At 43.6% G+C, this 14,591-nt stretch carries 17 protein-coding genes; all 17 read right to left on the reverse strand.

Annotation, left to right across the window (positions count from 1 at the left end; all coding sequences use genetic code 11):
- Positions 1 to 25: 25 nt before the first annotated feature.
- A complete protein-coding gene (locus PP178_RS04020) occupies positions 26 to 580 on the reverse strand; it encodes an Lrp/AsnC family transcriptional regulator (protein WP_272593022.1) in 555 nt (184 codons plus the stop codon).
- Between the two features lie 96 nt (positions 581 to 676).
- Positions 677 to 1,087 carry a hypothetical protein gene (locus tag PP178_RS04025; RefSeq protein ID WP_272593023.1) on the reverse strand — a complete coding sequence of 137 codons (411 nt, stop codon included), beginning with the start codon at positions 1,085 to 1,087 and terminating at the stop codon, positions 677 to 679.
- Entirely contained in the window at positions 1,042 to 2,100 is a 1,059-nt protein-coding gene (locus PP178_RS04030; protein ID WP_272593024.1) for a hypothetical protein, read from the reverse strand. The genes PP178_RS04025 and PP178_RS04030 overlap by 46 nt, the downstream gene beginning before the upstream one ends.
- Positions 2,100 to 2,786: a hypothetical protein gene (locus tag PP178_RS04035; RefSeq protein ID WP_272593025.1), complete on the reverse strand. Its 687-nt coding sequence runs from the start codon at positions 2,784 to 2,786 to the stop codon at positions 2,100 to 2,102. Before PP178_RS04035 ends, PP178_RS04030 begins: the two co-directional genes overlap by 1 nt.
- Before the next feature lie 226 nt (positions 2,787 to 3,012).
- Positions 3,013 to 3,339 carry a hypothetical protein gene (locus PP178_RS04040; protein WP_272593026.1) on the reverse strand — a complete coding sequence of 109 codons (327 nt, stop codon included), beginning with the start codon at positions 3,337 to 3,339 and terminating at the stop codon, positions 3,013 to 3,015.
- Positions 3,340 to 3,366: 27 nt separating this feature from the next.
- On the reverse strand, positions 3,367 to 3,918 hold the full coding sequence (locus PP178_RS04045) for a hypothetical protein (RefSeq protein ID WP_272593027.1): 552 nt from the start codon (positions 3,916 to 3,918) through the stop codon (positions 3,367 to 3,369).
- A 16-nt stretch (positions 3,919 to 3,934) separates the two neighbouring features.
- The gene (locus PP178_RS04050; RefSeq protein WP_272593028.1) at positions 3,935 to 4,210 is read right to left on the reverse strand and encodes a hypothetical protein; all 276 of its coding nucleotides are present in this window, start codon (positions 4,208 to 4,210) and stop codon (positions 3,935 to 3,937) included.
- Between the two features lie 2 nt (positions 4,211 to 4,212).
- Positions 4,213 to 4,674, reverse strand: coding sequence for an A1S_2505 family phage non-structural protein (locus PP178_RS04055; RefSeq protein WP_272593029.1), 462 nt, complete (start codon positions 4,672 to 4,674; stop codon positions 4,213 to 4,215).
- A gap of 114 nt (positions 4,675 to 4,788) precedes the next feature.
- Positions 4,789 to 6,303: a UvrD-helicase domain-containing protein gene (locus PP178_RS04060; protein WP_272593030.1), complete on the reverse strand. Its 1,515-nt coding sequence runs from the start codon at positions 6,301 to 6,303 to the stop codon at positions 4,789 to 4,791.
- A gap of 9 nt (positions 6,304 to 6,312) precedes the next feature.
- Positions 6,313 to 7,386, reverse strand: a complete 1,074-nt coding sequence (locus PP178_RS04065) for an ATP-dependent DNA ligase (RefSeq protein WP_272593031.1) — start codon at positions 7,384 to 7,386, stop codon at positions 6,313 to 6,315.
- A 16-nt stretch (positions 7,387 to 7,402) separates the two neighbouring features.
- The gene (locus PP178_RS04070; protein WP_272593032.1) at positions 7,403 to 8,179 is read right to left on the reverse strand and encodes a deoxynucleotide monophosphate kinase family protein; all 777 of its coding nucleotides are present in this window, start codon (positions 8,177 to 8,179) and stop codon (positions 7,403 to 7,405) included.
- Positions 8,179 to 8,703 (reverse strand): hypothetical protein, encoded by a 525-nt coding sequence (locus PP178_RS04075; RefSeq protein ID WP_272593033.1) that lies wholly within the window; start codon positions 8,701 to 8,703, stop codon positions 8,179 to 8,181. The genes PP178_RS04070 and PP178_RS04075 overlap by 1 nt, the downstream gene beginning before the upstream one ends.
- A gap of 17 nt (positions 8,704 to 8,720) precedes the next feature.
- Positions 8,721 to 9,704: a PD-(D/E)XK nuclease family protein gene (locus PP178_RS04080; protein ID WP_272593034.1), complete on the reverse strand. Its 984-nt coding sequence runs from the start codon at positions 9,702 to 9,704 to the stop codon at positions 8,721 to 8,723.
- 172 nt (positions 9,705 to 9,876) lie between these two features.
- Positions 9,877 to 10,107, reverse strand: a complete 231-nt coding sequence (locus PP178_RS04085) for a hypothetical protein (RefSeq protein WP_272593035.1) — start codon at positions 10,105 to 10,107, stop codon at positions 9,877 to 9,879.
- A 27-nt stretch (positions 10,108 to 10,134) separates the two neighbouring features.
- Positions 10,135 to 10,962, reverse strand: a complete 828-nt coding sequence (locus PP178_RS04090) for a hypothetical protein (RefSeq protein ID WP_272593036.1) — start codon at positions 10,960 to 10,962, stop codon at positions 10,135 to 10,137.
- Between the two features lie 71 nt (positions 10,963 to 11,033).
- Entirely contained in the window at positions 11,034 to 12,353 is a 1,320-nt protein-coding gene (locus PP178_RS04095; RefSeq protein ID WP_272593037.1) for a hypothetical protein, read from the reverse strand.
- Positions 12,353 to 14,581: a hypothetical protein gene (locus PP178_RS04100; RefSeq protein WP_272593038.1), complete on the reverse strand. Its 2,229-nt coding sequence runs from the start codon at positions 14,579 to 14,581 to the stop codon at positions 12,353 to 12,355. Before PP178_RS04100 ends, PP178_RS04095 begins: the two co-directional genes overlap by 1 nt.
- Positions 14,582 to 14,591: the final 10 nt, after the last annotated feature.

Raw genomic sequence — 14,591 nt, forward strand, 5'->3', positions numbered from 1 at the left:
TAGGGGAGCGTAATTGCTCCCCTTTTTATTCTAAACATATTCCATGTCTGCTAAATTCTACCTTATTGGTTTCCCATACCTGAAAGTCAACTGGGAATTTCAATTTAGTTAGAATGTCAGACCACGCTTCCACAAAGTCATCTTTTGACTTGAAGATGCCGTTGATAACGTAGTTGCAGATCTTAGGGTCTGAAGTACCCTCGCGCTCTATAACTTTACTTTTTCTGATTCCCGGTACGTTAAATACCGATTTAGAAAATTTCTCTGAGTCTTTTTTATAGACCGCTGCAATGACCATGACATGGTAGAGGAAGCCTAAAGCTTTCCAGTCTAATTCATAATGCGGCTCTTTTAATAGCCCCTTCTTTAATAGCTTCTGTACCCGGACATGTGTTGGACCAGGCGTAAGCTCAATCTGTTCTGAAAGATCCTTGTTGGTAATCGTTGCGTTTGACGAAATAATCTCAAGAATCTTGACATCAATTTCGTCGATGTCCTTTTTCCTTGGCATTCTTTTTTGTTTTGTTTTCTTCTTCTCAGAAGGAATAATTGATGAAACTAAATTATATTGATTTTTCATATATTCAAAATTTTATTTGGTTAAATACAACTAAAGGGGGTTCTATGACCCCCTTTAAGTTGATTAATTTGTAAACCTTCTGTTAAAAACCTAAGATTATTTTAATTCGATTTTGTCTAAAACCTCTCCGATATTGTCAATTGACTCCTCTACAAAATCTTTATACTGTGGGTCTTCTGTCCAATTTTCACTGAAACTCAATAGGAGTTTACTCAAATCTTTTGTTGTCTGTCGAAAGCGTTTTAATTCGATTTTGTTAATTCTTTCCCTCTCCTTTCGATTTTTTCGATTAGGAGCTTTCAACTCCGATATTCTGTGTTGAATTTCTTGTATACGTACAAGGTCATTCTTACAAAAATCAAAGTATTCCGAAGTAGTTGTAGCTAGAGCAATAAATTGCTGTAGGTATTTCATGTTCCTGTTACCTATCTGATCTGCCTCTGACTCTAACTGCAGGATCTCTACCAAATTGTTTTCTGGGATATCTCTTCCCGATACTTGTTGCATTGCTTAAAAATATTTAGTTCTCGTATTTCTTTTTCATTATCTCTAGTAGGGTAGGGCACCTCCAGTACCAGGTTAGTGGTGCGGTCGATGACATCCCTGTAATTCTCCTGTACGATATCTCCAAACAAGAGGAAGATCACTCCTCCCCGGTTGCTTAATCGTTTCAGTACCTCCCTGTTGAAGAACTCCCATCCAATATCTTGGTGTGCGCGTTCTCCATAGAAGTTACGGGTATAGATATCCGGGATGAGCAGTGCACCTTGCTGTGCAAAGTCTTCCAGGTTCTTTGTCCTGTTGAGATCCATACCGTCGTAGATCTCGTCCTCCTTGATGTCCAGTAAGACTTCAAGTGGCTCGTATTTATCGGCATAAGAGTCATGTGTAGAGAAGGCAAGTCCTCTACCCTTGTCCCTGGGATGTGTGTCTATCATGACAATAGAGACATCCAGGAACTGACATGCTCTGAACGGGGTGAATACAACATCTGATTCAGGTGAGACTCCCCTTTTACGGGCTTCTCTCAGGTACCTGGAGAGCTGTACCATCTCCTCGCCGGCAAACACCTCATGGAGTTCATCAAACCATTCGTACCCGAGCTTTTCAATCAAGTTCTTTGCCCTTTTAGACTTGGGAGCTAAGTCCCAGTATCGTATAGGGCACACTATCTTTGCACTACTGCCGACGCCTTTATCCCAGGTCTTGAATCCCATTGTTTTGAGGGTCTTGACTTCGATGACATAATTCATCAACTCCGTTTCGTAGTGTATGATATCTACAATGTCCAGTAGGATATAGTACACGGACCATGCCTTGTACTTGCGGTACTTGTCCGCTTCCTTCTCTCTCTTGTAGTAGATGAACGTATCGTCCTTTTGGATAATCTTTCCAATGATACGCCACCGGTCTTCGTTGGGCTGCTGTAGAGATAGTTCCCCGGTAGAGCTGTTATAGTTCAACCGGGTCCCATTCTCATCAGTCCTGTTTATGATTAGGTCAATGCGAGCTTGATCCATTATAGGCTGAAAGCTTTCATTAACGAAAGTGCTACTACTGCTACTGCAAGTAGAACAACAATGACCACTAAAGTCCACATATTTGCTCGTAATCTTTCGATCTCTGATTCGGATTTCGTTATTCTAGCCTCAAGGTTACGATTCTTTTTGTCTAAGGAGTGTACATCACCTTCTAAGGTGCCCATCCGCAGTCCATCACGTACCAGCTTCTCCTTGAATAGCGCCATTCCAGGATTGTTTTTTGGTGGAAGGGCATTTGCCAAGTTTCTATCCTTCATCGCTGCAGCACGAATCTCAGCTTGTCTTCGAAGGTTCATTTGCGTTTCAGAATCTACCTCTTTGGTGTCCTCAACAAGAAACTTAGGATTAGGACCTGTTGGTTTATTTGCAGGGTACTTTCTCAGATAGGCTCGCATCGCATCGTGCGCCATACTTATATTGGGAGGCGTATTTACAACCCAGAAGTACTTAGTTCCCTTTCCCTTGCCTTCACTTCGTATTATTCCCTGCTCTTTGAGGAATTTGCTCATCCGAGCTGGATTGAAATCATAGTCCTGCATTAGTGTTGTAAGAGCAAAGGATTTTTTCCCTTTGCATTTAGCAAATAGCTCCTTAAATAGCTCGTAAAACTTCTCTTCAGTAGGTGAGAGTTTCGGTTTTGAACTTGTGGTGACTTTAGTTTCCATTATAATTTAGTGTTTCGTTTTGCTTTATCTACTTTTCCTAGTAGGTCTTTGATTCTCTCTTTGTTTTCATGGCTTTCCTCGTACTTTAGAGCATTGCGTAATTTTAATTTCAATACCCACCATACTAATTTCTTAGTGAGGTAAGGGATTAGAAATAGGTAAGAAAACAATGCTGAAAGCCCCAAGGCAACAATCCAAGAAATGATTTGAAGGGGGTTCATGTTTATCATACCAGGTCTTTTTTAGGCGCCCTGCTCTTCCAGATGTTTTCTGGATTACCAAAGTGCCTGTTTTTGTGCAATCTGTATGATCTATCCCTCAGGGCATCAACCATTTCCATATCTGGAGGTCCATCGGCGGTCCACTCATAAGTAGCCCCTGTTGCACGCCCATATTGTGTAATGATGCCGAGATCTATCATCGCTGCGGGGAGTTGCGAAGACACCCCATGGTACTTGATGATAGTTCTCATGGCAAATTTTCTGTTATTCTTAATACTGTCGTGTACGTCTTCCAGTACCCCTAAGTATCGCTGTTTTAGTTCACTCCACATGATTCTATACTTTTAATTATTAATTCTTTAGATAGGTTTAAACTCTGCTTTGGTTTCTCGATCACAGGTCTCACAGTACTCATGGTCCATAGGATCCCCGTGAAGCTCATATTCTTCCAGCTCTGGATTCCAAACTGCCCATGCAGTGTGCAGGATGCTATTATCTCCGCAGGTTTTGCAGAAATAATCATACTTCTTCTTAGGTTCTTTATCGTGACTGTACTTATCCAGGATGATATCGAAGCTGGGGTAGTTCTCCATCACACTATATGAGGCGCGTTGTGCACCGTTGTAATAGATCATTGTGCCATGCTCCTCAGATGACTCCAATCTCCAGGTAACTACCAGGTAGTACTTCGGGTATAGACCCGAAACATATTGAAGTAGATCCTGCATCATGAACTCGTCTACCGGGCATTCCCAGTTGAAAAATGATCCTTGTGGATCCTCGCCCCGCTTTATGGCACGGGTTGTCATCAGTTGTTCGAAGACCTTCTCCAGGGCTTCTTCTTCTTTAAAATCTAAAGGCTCCCTATCTTCATTTAGTATAAGGAGTCCGTAAAATATTGAATCTGCCATTGTGGTGATTTTTTAGTTATGAAAATGTGTATGCTCCTCGGTCTTTACCCTTGTTGACTCCTCGCTGGTACATGGAGATGAAGGCTCCCTCCAAGGATTCTATTTCCTGGAGAACCCTTTCAGTCTGCCAATTCTCGGTCAAGAGGTACGGGACTGAGTTCATCTCCTTACAGGCGGTATTCCAGTCTTCTGGAAGCTCATCTGCATGATTTCGTAGTTTATCAATGATCTCCGGGCTGTCATCCGTTAACCAGTGCTGACAAGCCTCGAAGAAAAAATCTGGTTCTTTCATGATTATTCGTTTATAAGCACCTCCCAGAATTCCCTGGGAAGGTGCACGTTCTTCATTTTTATTGCTTTCTTGAACATCGGAGCGATCTGCTCAGGCGTGAACCCGGCTATGCCGCATCCAATTTGTGTGACAAGGAATTTGAATCCTGTAGATCCAGTGAAATGACTTGCATCTTCGAAAAACATATCCACATACTCTTCGATCTCACTGAGGGACATCTCTGAAAAGTTTTGTCCTACCGTAGGAATCGCATAACAGTCGCCTGTAAATCCATAATCGATCCCTTGCTCAGCTCCAAAGTGCCTTGCTGCATAGGCTGCTGCTCCTCCGGCATGGTTGCCGTCCAGGTTGGATCCAAACACGAATATTTCATCCCGATCCATCTTGGTTATTACATCAGGGGTTATTCTACCTCTTGAGATCCACCAGTATTTTAGTCGTTTAAAAAGTTTCATTTTTGCCATTGTCTTGATTTTTGTGGTGAATATTAAAGCCCCGGTATATACTTGTTTGTAGGATAATTTTTCTAGGTTCCCAACACGAAAAACTTTCCACACTTCAACCGGGGCTTGTTCTGTTTATATTAAATCTTCAAACTCCTCTTTTGTGATATTGAGGTAGTAGAGTTCCTCAGAGGCACGGGTCCTTGCCACGTACTTGAGGTTTATCTCCTGTACTACTTGAGATTCTGACCGTGCAAATGTGGAGGGAATAAGGAACTCATTGAGAATGTACACCACCGGGTTCTCCAGTCCTTTAGACTTGTGTATGGTACACAGGGTAATTCCCTTGATGTCATCGCTCTTAACGAATAGTCTGTCCAGATGGTGAAGCAGGTCATCTACGGTGTTTAAGTCACCATAAAAGTGACGATACATCATACCGAAATTATCCAGGTTCTCTCCGAACTTGTTGGCTTTCCATTTGAGTAGGAAATCATCTGATTCTTCTGCCTTTTCCGATAGATTCTCATACTTTGCTGATAGCTTCTTATAAACAAATGCCATGTCTTCACGCTTCTCTCCAGATAGGAATTTTTTAATTTCCCCCAGGATATCATCACCTTTGAGATACACCTTCTTCCCCCTTGTCAGTAGATAAAAGAAGATCTTGATCAGAGGTCCGGTATTCCTGCAAATTATTAGAGAATTATCCTTGATGACATCCAAGTGATTGATGTCTAGGTGTCTAACAATCCCCTGGGTCGTCTTAAAACCTCGCATGACATTATACACCTTGTTTGCCTCCTCTAGTATGGATCCTGGACAGCGGTAGCAAATATCCAGGGGAAGCTCCTTGACGTTATCTTTATCTGCAAACATCCTGAATGACGACTCATAAGCACCTGCGAAGCCATAAATGGACTGGTTCCCATCCCCCACAGCAATCCATTTTTGTACATCTCCTTGTTTTAGGATCATGTCTACCATGGTGTGTTGTGCCAGGTTAAGATCCTGCGCCTCGTCAATCATCAGATGTACTGGAGATGTTGGTATCCGGAGCCCTTTGATGATGGGAACATAGATCATGTCCACAAAATCAATTTTCATATTGGATTTGTTATAGGTAGCATCACGCTTCTCTAAAAACTTCTTCCAAATAAGCTCCATGTCTGAGAGATCCGGGAGGTCGTTGGATGTATCCAGCATGTGCTTCTTTACTTCCTCGAAGTCATCTGTGAGAAACATTCGGGAGATGTCATTCATTGCCATCAACGCAGGCAATATTCCCTTCTTCTCATCCCAGTTGTACTGCTTGTAAATGTTCGGGTTATCCTTCTCTGTAGCGATTGCCAACTTAAAATTCTTACCCGTGTCGAGTTCAAACTTGAAGGATTTGCGTATCGCTTTAAGTCCCAGGGAATGTAATGTCATTGCTCTGGCGTACTTTATACGCTTACGCTCTAGTTTGGAGGTAATCTCCTCTTGAATCGATTTATTAAATGCCAAGAATAATGTCTTGGTCTGTGATCTGTCAATGAGTTGCATGAGAGTGGTAGTTTTACCACTCCCCGCAACCGCACTAATCAAAATATTGCAATCTTCCTTTTCCCAGCAATCAAATATTGCTTGTTGTCTATGGCTCGGTTTCATTAAGTTCTGTTATTTATCGTTTCTAAATCCTACACACACTGGAAAGCGTGGTAGCCCATCGTCAGTATGCTCGAAGAATCTTACCTCTGCAGTCTGTCCGATGTATCTGTCTTTGTTCTGCAAAATTTCTTCTCGCTCGTTATGGGAGAACTTCATTCCGGTTTTAAACTCATCGCCCTTATTGTTGACACATACCAGGGTAGCATGCTCTGGTCTAGCCTCTGAAGGCACTACAGCAATTACCGGGTAAGTCTCATCAATGAAATCCTTGTACTTGAGAAGGTTGGAGCTACGGGCTTTGATCTTATAACCCTCATTGCCCCATCGTACCATGGTTCCCTCGTACCCAAGAGAGATGAAATAGCTATGGTTGTCCTCGATGGCAAATACATCATTGACTTTCACCGTGCGTACAGTCTCCAAAGAGGTAACTTCATGTAAGTTCTTTTGAAGTAGCCGGTTTAAACGCATATCGAAGGGCACATTCGCTACCATATCGTACACATGATACTTGACCTGTTCAGTTTCTCCTGCGCGGTACTTCTTGATGAGCTTCATATTCTCCTGGAAACTTAGCCCATGGGCATAGAGTTCTCCATCAAGAATCATCCCTTCTGAGTAGATACCCATGAGGTCCTGTTTGATGTGCTCCAGTGTGGTGATCTCCTTATTGGAGCGACTCATCATCTTTACCTCTCCACCTTTCATGATCGCCAAACACCGCATTCCGTCCAACTTGGGCTGGACATAGCAAGGGAAGGTGATCTTGTGAGATTCTTTCTTGTAATCCTTGGCAAGCATGGGCATGATTACTACCTCGTTTTCTGCCTCCTCTGGAGTCTCAAAGTACCCCTGGCGCATCTTGAGTTCAATCTTTGCCTGGGCTTCCAGTACCGCCTGCTCGGTAGCGGTGGTTTCATTTGCCCTACCGACATTCTTTGGTTCGCAGGTACTGGTGTTGGTGACTTCAGCCCCTCCTAGTACTCCCGAGTACTGGTTAAGAAACCCATCCTGTGCCTCTATACGCACATACCGGATCTTTCCTTTGGAATCTTTCTTGTAAATAGTTTTCGTGTATTGCATTGTGGTGATTTTTAAGTTATGGTTGTATTTCTTTAAGGAGTTCTAACGCCATCTCTACCTTTCCTACCAGGCGGTCGACGCTACCGTCATTCTCGATAACAAGGTCACAGTCCTCTGGCGAGAGGGAGTTCTCTGAGGCGTGGCTGTCGTTTTTCTCCAGCCCTGGACGTTCTACCCAGATAAGCATTCCATGCTCCTGTACTGCCTCTGCTTCATTCTCAAATCGTACATCAGAGATGATCCACTTTGGGTCAATTATCTCGTATGCAGGCAATCCTTCTTTGGATGCCAACTCGGGACTCTCATAGACCATTGGGCGGTACTGGTTCATCAGCGCATGCACCCAGATATCCGGGTGGATCATCTCCCTTCCGAACTCGGTGCCGATAAGCTGCATAAGCTTTCGGGGAGTCATCTTCTTACCGTTATCGATTTTTTCACTGTGACCACTTTGATATAAATTAAACGTGTATGGGTCTGCTGTGGGTACTATATCGATAACAGGCTCAATGATGGATTTGCCCGTACCTTTGGTGGAAAGCTCTGGTATAAGTTCTTCCCTCCAATCCCTGTCCTCTTCCAGCGTATCCATGTCGCATCCCAGGATGATACAAGCGATCTGCTTTACCGGGTAGGCGAACTTCTTAATCTCGAAGGTCTCTTCTAACCGGTGTGCCGGGGAAGCCATGAACTCCTGGTAAGGAGGGAGGTTCCCGCTCATGTGTAAATAGTTGATGATATGAGCGACGGTATCCTTCCCGGATCCTTTCGCTCCTGCTAGTCCTATAATCATTACAGTAAGTTTTTAAGTTCTTGTTGTTTTCGATCAAGGACTTCCTCGTAGTATTCAGTCTCGCAGTCAGTGATATCTCTTCCGTCGGGGGCAATACAACGATCCTCCTCGTTATATTCACCAAACTCACTGTCGTTAACCTTGATTTCCAGGATTTGCTCGTTGTCTTTGTACCAGCTCCTACCGTACAGTAGCATACCAGGCTCATCGTATTCGGTTTCTATAGCACATTTCCCTACATGTGATAGGTACTTTAGAAGCTGCTCTGGTGGTCCCCATTTAGAGGTTCCTGTAATCAACAAATGTCCTTCCCCCTCATTAAATAAGGTGTTTTCTTCATCGCAGGGGTGTATGGATAGTCCTGGGAACATATATTCCCCTGTTGCATCTGTAAAACAGAACCAGTTATCAAAGTTTTCCGGTTTGTTACTCGTGTCGGTATTATTCAGGATAAGCTGCTTTACCTTTGAAAGGGTAAAAGGTGATCCTATAATGGTGATGTTATTTATGCAATGATTTGCCATCGTGGTGATTTTTTAAGTTATTTTTTAGGTGATAATCGGATAATCCCGTCTCCGGTACATTTCTCTACAGAATCTACCCAGTTGGCGCTGGAGGTATGAAATGCGATTCGTTTGAGTAGCGATGGTATTTCCTGGTCTTTCTCTTCCAGGTACGCAGTTACGTCAAATAGCTGTGCAGTGTGGTAGTTTGAAGTCTCTACGGCGGCAATAAATGCACTCTCCAATAGATATTCTCCATAGCCCAGCTGCTTCATAAGCTCTGCTGCAGCTTTCTTATAGAACCGCATCTGTCTTGGGTACTTGAAATTCTCGAATTTGATGGGAAACTCTGATATCGGTTGCCCGGTAGTTTTCACATCCAGAAGGAAATAGGTCTTGAACTTGTGGTTGATGATAAGACGGTCAATCTTGGCTTTGAACTTCAGGGTTACCCCTGCTACCTTCATCTCCCAGAAAACCTCTTTCTCATTAACCGCTTCGATATCCTCCTCATCTTCAATCTCCTTGAGCCAGAAATAACACTGAGGATCCATCAGTAGTGAAGTCTTACAGGCGTCTACAATTTTACCTGTGGACTCGCTCATACCAATCTTTCCAGTGTTCTTGATATTCTGCATGTACCTGACGTACTCAATACCACCCTCAGTCTTGAACTTCTTGACTTTCGTCCCTGGCTTCCAGTTATTTTGGAAACCGAAAGCTTCGATAGCTGCCAGGATGTTTTCATCGGTCAGTTCTACCTCATTTTGAACCATATTATCTGCGATCTCCCCCAGGGTAGCACTTGGCTTCGTTACATTTGCGATCACGAACTTATGAGGCTCCAAAATGCTCATGTGGATGAGTGTACCGTTAATCAGGTAGGACTTCTTGTCTTCCTTTAACGTACCGTCAAGGAATGATTTGAATTTTTGTGGTGATCCTCCTTCTTCCGGATCAATGTACTTGAGTGAGGAGCTGGAAACCCTCTTCACACTGTAGTAGGTGTCTACTGGAATCATAATTTATTGGTTTTTGGTATGCAGAATAATATTTTGCATAATTATATTAAAAGAATGTATAAAGCAAGTAAAACAGAAGAAAATTCTGTGGTATAAAAACAAAAAACCCCGAGCCTTTACCCCCGGGGTTTAATAGAAGTGGAGTGTTACTAACTCTCCGTCAACAAATATTTTATAAGGTGTATACCTGTACTTTACGATAGACGCAACGGTAGAAGTCTTCTCCGTGTGCAGATCCAAGGTATACAAATGAATAGTATTGTTCCTCGTCGAAGTGGTTGAGGATTAGAAAAGATTGTCCACGGACCAGGTATCCTAAGACGTCATACCGGGTCACGTGGAATCTTTTTGTTGTGTTGGAGAGAATGTCTTTCTCCAGGTAAGGTTTATGCAATTCAAACATCAGATACTATTCTGACGTCTAAGATATCTAATTCTGGTATAAATCCTCACATTCTTTTTCGCCTGCAAGCCAACATTGTCTTCCTTCCCATAATTGGTACTCGACAAAGTTGATGTCAAAATCAGCCGAAATGGATACCGATTTATCCTGGTTGGTGATGGTCATGGTAAAGCTGCGAATCAGCTGTCTATCGGGTGCGATCTGGTATTGTCGGTATAAGAAATTGGTCATATCAATACCGGGCGAGTAGGATGCTACCTTACCCATATCATCATAGATGGGTACCTGTGTAAGATTTTTATATTCAGGTAATACCCTGAAGTCACCATTATCGGTAGAGGACTCATAAATATATCCGTCTTCATCCATAAGACCTGTTACAACTAAGCCGTATTCCTCACTAGGTAGGGAATCCCGTACCCTGATGGAAACATACATAGTGTCGGATACCATCTCATGTGGTATTCCAACTAAAATATCAGAGGTATTCTTCTCCTCATAGGGTGCCCATAGGTTACCAATAACTAGATCCACGGTGTCCCTGGATACCTCATAGACATCGTACCTGGTGGATGTAGTATCCCCGGTATTCTGGTCGATGGTGTAGGTAGGAACGGAATCATAAGTTACCTCCTGGATGTACCGATACTCCTTGAGTGGGTACTGGGAGATGAAAAGGGTAGAGTCAGCTCTACCGGTTGTGGAGCTTCCAAAGGTAGTACTACCTCCGTTGGTCCCCTCGGACTGCACCGCTGTGAAGCGAACTGCCTGTCCTTGTTCTGTGCTGGTGCCCAAATCCTTGGAGCACGCATAGCAGATTGCTGCGATCATTAAGATCGAAAGAAATCGTTTCATAATTAGGTTAAGTTATTTAGTTAATATTTACACAAAGATAAGGGGAAGCTTTCGCTCCCCCCGTATCTAATTTATCCAATAGTCACCAATCTGTTCTTTATCAGCGACATGGCTTCCTCATTTTCTTCTTCGTCTTGAAGCTCCTCAAGTTTAGTCTCCAGAAGTTCCTTCTCGAAGTTGATGTAGTCATCCTCAAAGTACTCGGTATCCAGTTCCATGATCTTTCCTTCCTGGAACTCACACACGGCATAAGGAAGGTACTCACTCACGCGCATTTTCTGCCCATTATAATCATACGGAACGGCACCTACATTCATAGGATTCACCAGGCAAGCCAGGATGTACGTTTTCATACCGTACCCGCCGAAAGTGGATACATAACCTGGCGCACCCACATGTAATCCGCTTGAGCACGTTCTGTTAGGATCCCTATCGACTTCTTCCATTGGCATGGATACCGGCTTCCCAAGCTCTATGTGAGCACTCCTGGTGTGCCAATCAGTGAAGACAGGCGACTCATAATCGAAGAGATCAGAGATCCCTTTGAACATGTCCTCCAAAGAACCCAGAACCTCGAAGTCCGGGTACTCTGATTGAAGGATTCGCTCGGCAAGAATCTCCTTGGAAGGAATTGTGCAGCCTGCAGCATGGTAGAAATCCTCCTGCTTGCCGCGGTTATCCTCCATTAGGATATACTCCTTAGGGTAATTCTCCTGTATCCATTCTTTGATATGGTCTACTACGTAATCATCGTAGGCAACATCAATGGCGTTTTCGGTGTACTCCTCCAACTCTTTACTATCCATGATCTGGAAGCTATTTTCCCTTAGCTTAACCACGTTTTTATCAGAGATTTCTATCCCTGCAGCTTTGTGAGTAACGTACTGCTGAGAGACGAAAATGCCCAGATCCTTGTCCTTCTCTCCCTTGAATGCCACTGACTTATAGGCAATAAAGTACCCATTGTCTGTGATCGGCATCTTGAAGTTCTCCATGAATTTAAAGAGGTCACTCTTCACCTGGTCGTTATCATTTAGCATGAGTAGCGTCCAGAAGTTCCTTAGAGGCTCCAGAGGCAAATCGTGCTCTAGGTGCTCCTTGAAGCGATCCAATATTAATTGGGGCAGAGGATACTCGGTATTGCCCATGAAGTATTCCCCTCTCCTGTTACGCTGAAGTACTCCATTAAGGTCAAAGTTCATCCTATAGGAAGGAGAAACAAACTTCTGCAACTTCTCTACACTCTCGTCCGTAGGGTTCTGCTTGAACTCCAGGACCTTCTTATAGGCTTCTATGGATTTTTCATCCTCCTCAAAGTAGAGGAAGAAGGATTTACCATTGATGTTTACTGTTAGTTCCCTTCCGGAACGCATTGCGATAATTCTGTTCATTATTTGTATAGATTAAACGGTTTCTTATATGTTTTTAATACGTCTTTAACTGCCTGGCATACTTCTGAATCCTTATAATACCTGACAGCTTTATCGATCCTTTTAATAGCATTAAGGGTATCTCTGTTATTTTCAGCATAGGCTTCGAGTTTCTCAAGGATGTCCTCGACAAACATTCCGTACTTGGAGGAGAATACTCCATAATCATGGGCATTCTTTTTCTCCAGAGAGAACCAATGGGAGCCTTTAATGCTTTTACAATCATTGATATACCATTTATAGGCTTGATCCAGGTGACTATATAGATCTTCGGTAATCAAGCCGGTTTCCCGCAGTTCTGTCTCACCCACTATGTAAGGGATGCAGAAACTGGCAACTTTGTTTCGCTTTTCGATCCCCTTCATGATAGGATGTTCCTCTACCTGGGACCAGTGATAGCAATTCTCCTCACCACGTAAGTACCTCCTTGCGTTGACTTTGGAAATTTTAAACACCATATACTTATCATAGTCAAGTGTCTTTTGAAGGTTTTTCCGTACGAGATCAAGCTCCGACTCCTCTCCCTGATACCCATAAACGACCAGGACATTCGCCCTGCACTCATCAATGATATCCGATACTCTCCGCTTATAGAGGCGAAATGATGGAGCACTCCAGTTATTTCTAGGTTTGATAAGACGCAGGGTGATTTCATCCCTCGAGCGTTCTGGTGTGAACCGGTTCTTTTTATAATCATCGATCCACTCCTCAGGTACTTCTACTTCGTCATAAGATTCAGAGTGCGCAATCAGGTACCTACCTACTACTTTCAAGTATTGTTTGAACTGCCTGTCAAACTCCTGCTTTGCGTCCTCTCTGCTGGTCGCCTCTACCAGGTCCTCATAGTTACCCACGTGCCGGAAATAACTCTTGCAAAAATCTGGATCCGACTTGAGCTTAGCACTCATCGCAACCACGAAAAAGCTATTTTCAAACTCCTCCGAGATGTACATGTCTTTGTACTTGCTCATGGACTCCTTGGCACGGTAGATAGGACGATCTTTTTGAATGCACTCTCTAATAGTGGTATCTATCTTTCTAGTGCTGGACACCCCATCCTTTACAAAGGCTCTAAAATGAAAGAGTCTCTCGAATGGGTTTTCTTTGATACTGATCAGGTTGAGTCCTTTAAGGTCCTTGAATTGCCACTCTTTAAGATCCATCTTCTCCATCAGGCAGCTGGGTACGGGATAGTTCTCACCGTTTAAGACTACAGAGCTGTTGTCCCTGTGGGTCTTAATGTAGGTCAGTAGATCCGTCTCGTCCTTGAGGCTTGATTCCCTGAGCTTACTAAGCTCTTCTGCTGCCTCTGCCATACGCTCCTTGATCTTGAGTCTGGTCTCGTAGGTATATCGGATACTCTCTCTGGTCATGGTGACATCAATCTCACCGATTCCAAAGTACAGGGATATGGATCCCTTGGTTTCATGATCCTTAATACCAAAGAGACTTGCATCGAGCGGGTAATGGATCTTACCGATACACACGCCCATGTTGGTGGTGTACTCATCATTGGTCCGCACGATAAAGTGCTTCCCCTTGATCAGTTGGTAATCATTATCCATATCACAGTCTCCAATAAAGCTCACGCCCTCAAAGTACCGGAGCTGCCTGCACAGTGCCTCCCTGAACTTCTCAGCATCTTCATAGGTTTTTATGGCGATCCTTACCTCGGTACCTCTTCGTTCGGTACTTGGAGTCTTATGTACCAGATCCGGAATGTTTCCATCCTTGCTCTCATAGATGATGTACTGGTACTCATGACCGTCTACCCAGGTGGTAAGCTGATACGAGGATGCATACGCCAGGGGAGATTTACCTCCAACGCCGAATCCTCCGATTTCCTCATTGGTATCCCGTTTGGTGGACTCTCCATAGGAGCAGTACACGTTTTCCATACGCCACTCATCAATACCGGTACCAAAATCCCGGATAGCGATGAATCCAGCCTCCCCAGTTAGGTCGCAAGGGTCTTTCATTTCTACCAGGACATCATCGCTCACACCTAATTCCTGGTGTGCATCGAAGCCATTAGAGACGATTTCCCTAACGATAGTGCCAATAGGATCTGAGTACATCCCTCGTGAGAGTCCTGCGATAATTCTATCAGCATTCTTCTCCTTGATGGTCATCTTCTTGCCCGAAGGTGCGTCGCTTACGTCGACTTCTTGTGTTTCTTGAAATATCATTTTTCAGTTG

Source organism: Zeaxanthinibacter sp. PT1 (genome assembly GCF_028464225.1).
Taxonomy (GTDB): Bacteria; Bacteroidota; Bacteroidia; order Flavobacteriales; family Flavobacteriaceae; genus Zeaxanthinibacter.

What these genes read in the sequence shown, in the direction of transcription:
- PP178_RS04035 (WP_272593025.1), bottom strand. Translation starts at nt 2,786, where the DNA reads ATGGAAACTAAAGTCACCACAAGTTCAAAACCGAAACTCTCACCTACT.
- PP178_RS04075 (WP_272593033.1), bottom strand. Translation starts at nt 8,703, where the DNA reads ATGGCAAATCATTGCATAAATAACATCACCATTATAGGATCACCTTTT.
- PP178_RS04070 (WP_272593032.1), bottom strand. Translation starts at nt 8,179, where the DNA reads ATGATTATAGGACTAGCAGGAGCGAAAGGATCCGGGAAGGATACCGTC.
- PP178_RS04045 (WP_272593027.1), bottom strand. Translation starts at nt 3,918, where the DNA reads ATGGCAGATTCAATATTTTACGGACTCCTTATACTAAATGAAGATAGG.
- PP178_RS04040 (WP_272593026.1), bottom strand. Translation starts at nt 3,339, where the DNA reads ATGTGGAGTGAACTAAAACAGCGATACTTAGGGGTACTGGAAGACGTA.
- PP178_RS04095 (WP_272593037.1), bottom strand. Translation starts at nt 12,353, where the DNA reads ATGAACAGAATTATCGCAATGCGTTCCGGAAGGGAACTAACAGTAAAC.
- PP178_RS04025 (WP_272593023.1), bottom strand. Translation starts at nt 1,087, where the DNA reads ATGCAACAAGTATCGGGAAGAGATATCCCAGAAAACAATTTGGTAGAG.
- PP178_RS04100 (WP_272593038.1), bottom strand. Translation starts at nt 14,581, where the DNA reads ATGATATTTCAAGAAACACAAGAAGTCGACGTAAGCGACGCACCTTCG.
- PP178_RS04050 (WP_272593028.1), bottom strand. Translation starts at nt 4,210, where the DNA reads ATGAAAGAACCAGATTTTTTCTTCGAGGCTTGTCAGCACTGGTTAACG.
- PP178_RS04080 (WP_272593034.1), bottom strand. Translation starts at nt 9,704, where the DNA reads ATGATTCCAGTAGACACCTACTACAGTGTGAAGAGGGTTTCCAGCTCC.
- PP178_RS04085 (WP_272593035.1), bottom strand. Translation starts at nt 10,107, where the DNA reads ATGTTTGAATTGCATAAACCTTACCTGGAGAAAGACATTCTCTCCAAC.
- PP178_RS04020 (WP_272593022.1), bottom strand. Translation starts at nt 580, where the DNA reads ATGAAAAATCAATATAATTTAGTTTCATCAATTATTCCTTCTGAGAAG.
- PP178_RS04060 (WP_272593030.1), bottom strand. Translation starts at nt 6,303, where the DNA reads ATGAAACCGAGCCATAGACAACAAGCAATATTTGATTGCTGGGAAAAG.
- PP178_RS04090 (WP_272593036.1), bottom strand. Translation starts at nt 10,962, where the DNA reads ATGAAACGATTTCTTTCGATCTTAATGATCGCAGCAATCTGCTATGCG.
- PP178_RS04055 (WP_272593029.1), bottom strand. Translation starts at nt 4,674, where the DNA reads ATGGCAAAAATGAAACTTTTTAAACGACTAAAATACTGGTGGATCTCA.
- PP178_RS04065 (WP_272593031.1), bottom strand. Translation starts at nt 7,386, where the DNA reads ATGCAATACACGAAAACTATTTACAAGAAAGATTCCAAAGGAAAGATC.
- PP178_RS04030 (WP_272593024.1), bottom strand. Translation starts at nt 2,100, where the DNA reads ATGGATCAAGCTCGCATTGACCTAATCATAAACAGGACTGATGAGAAT.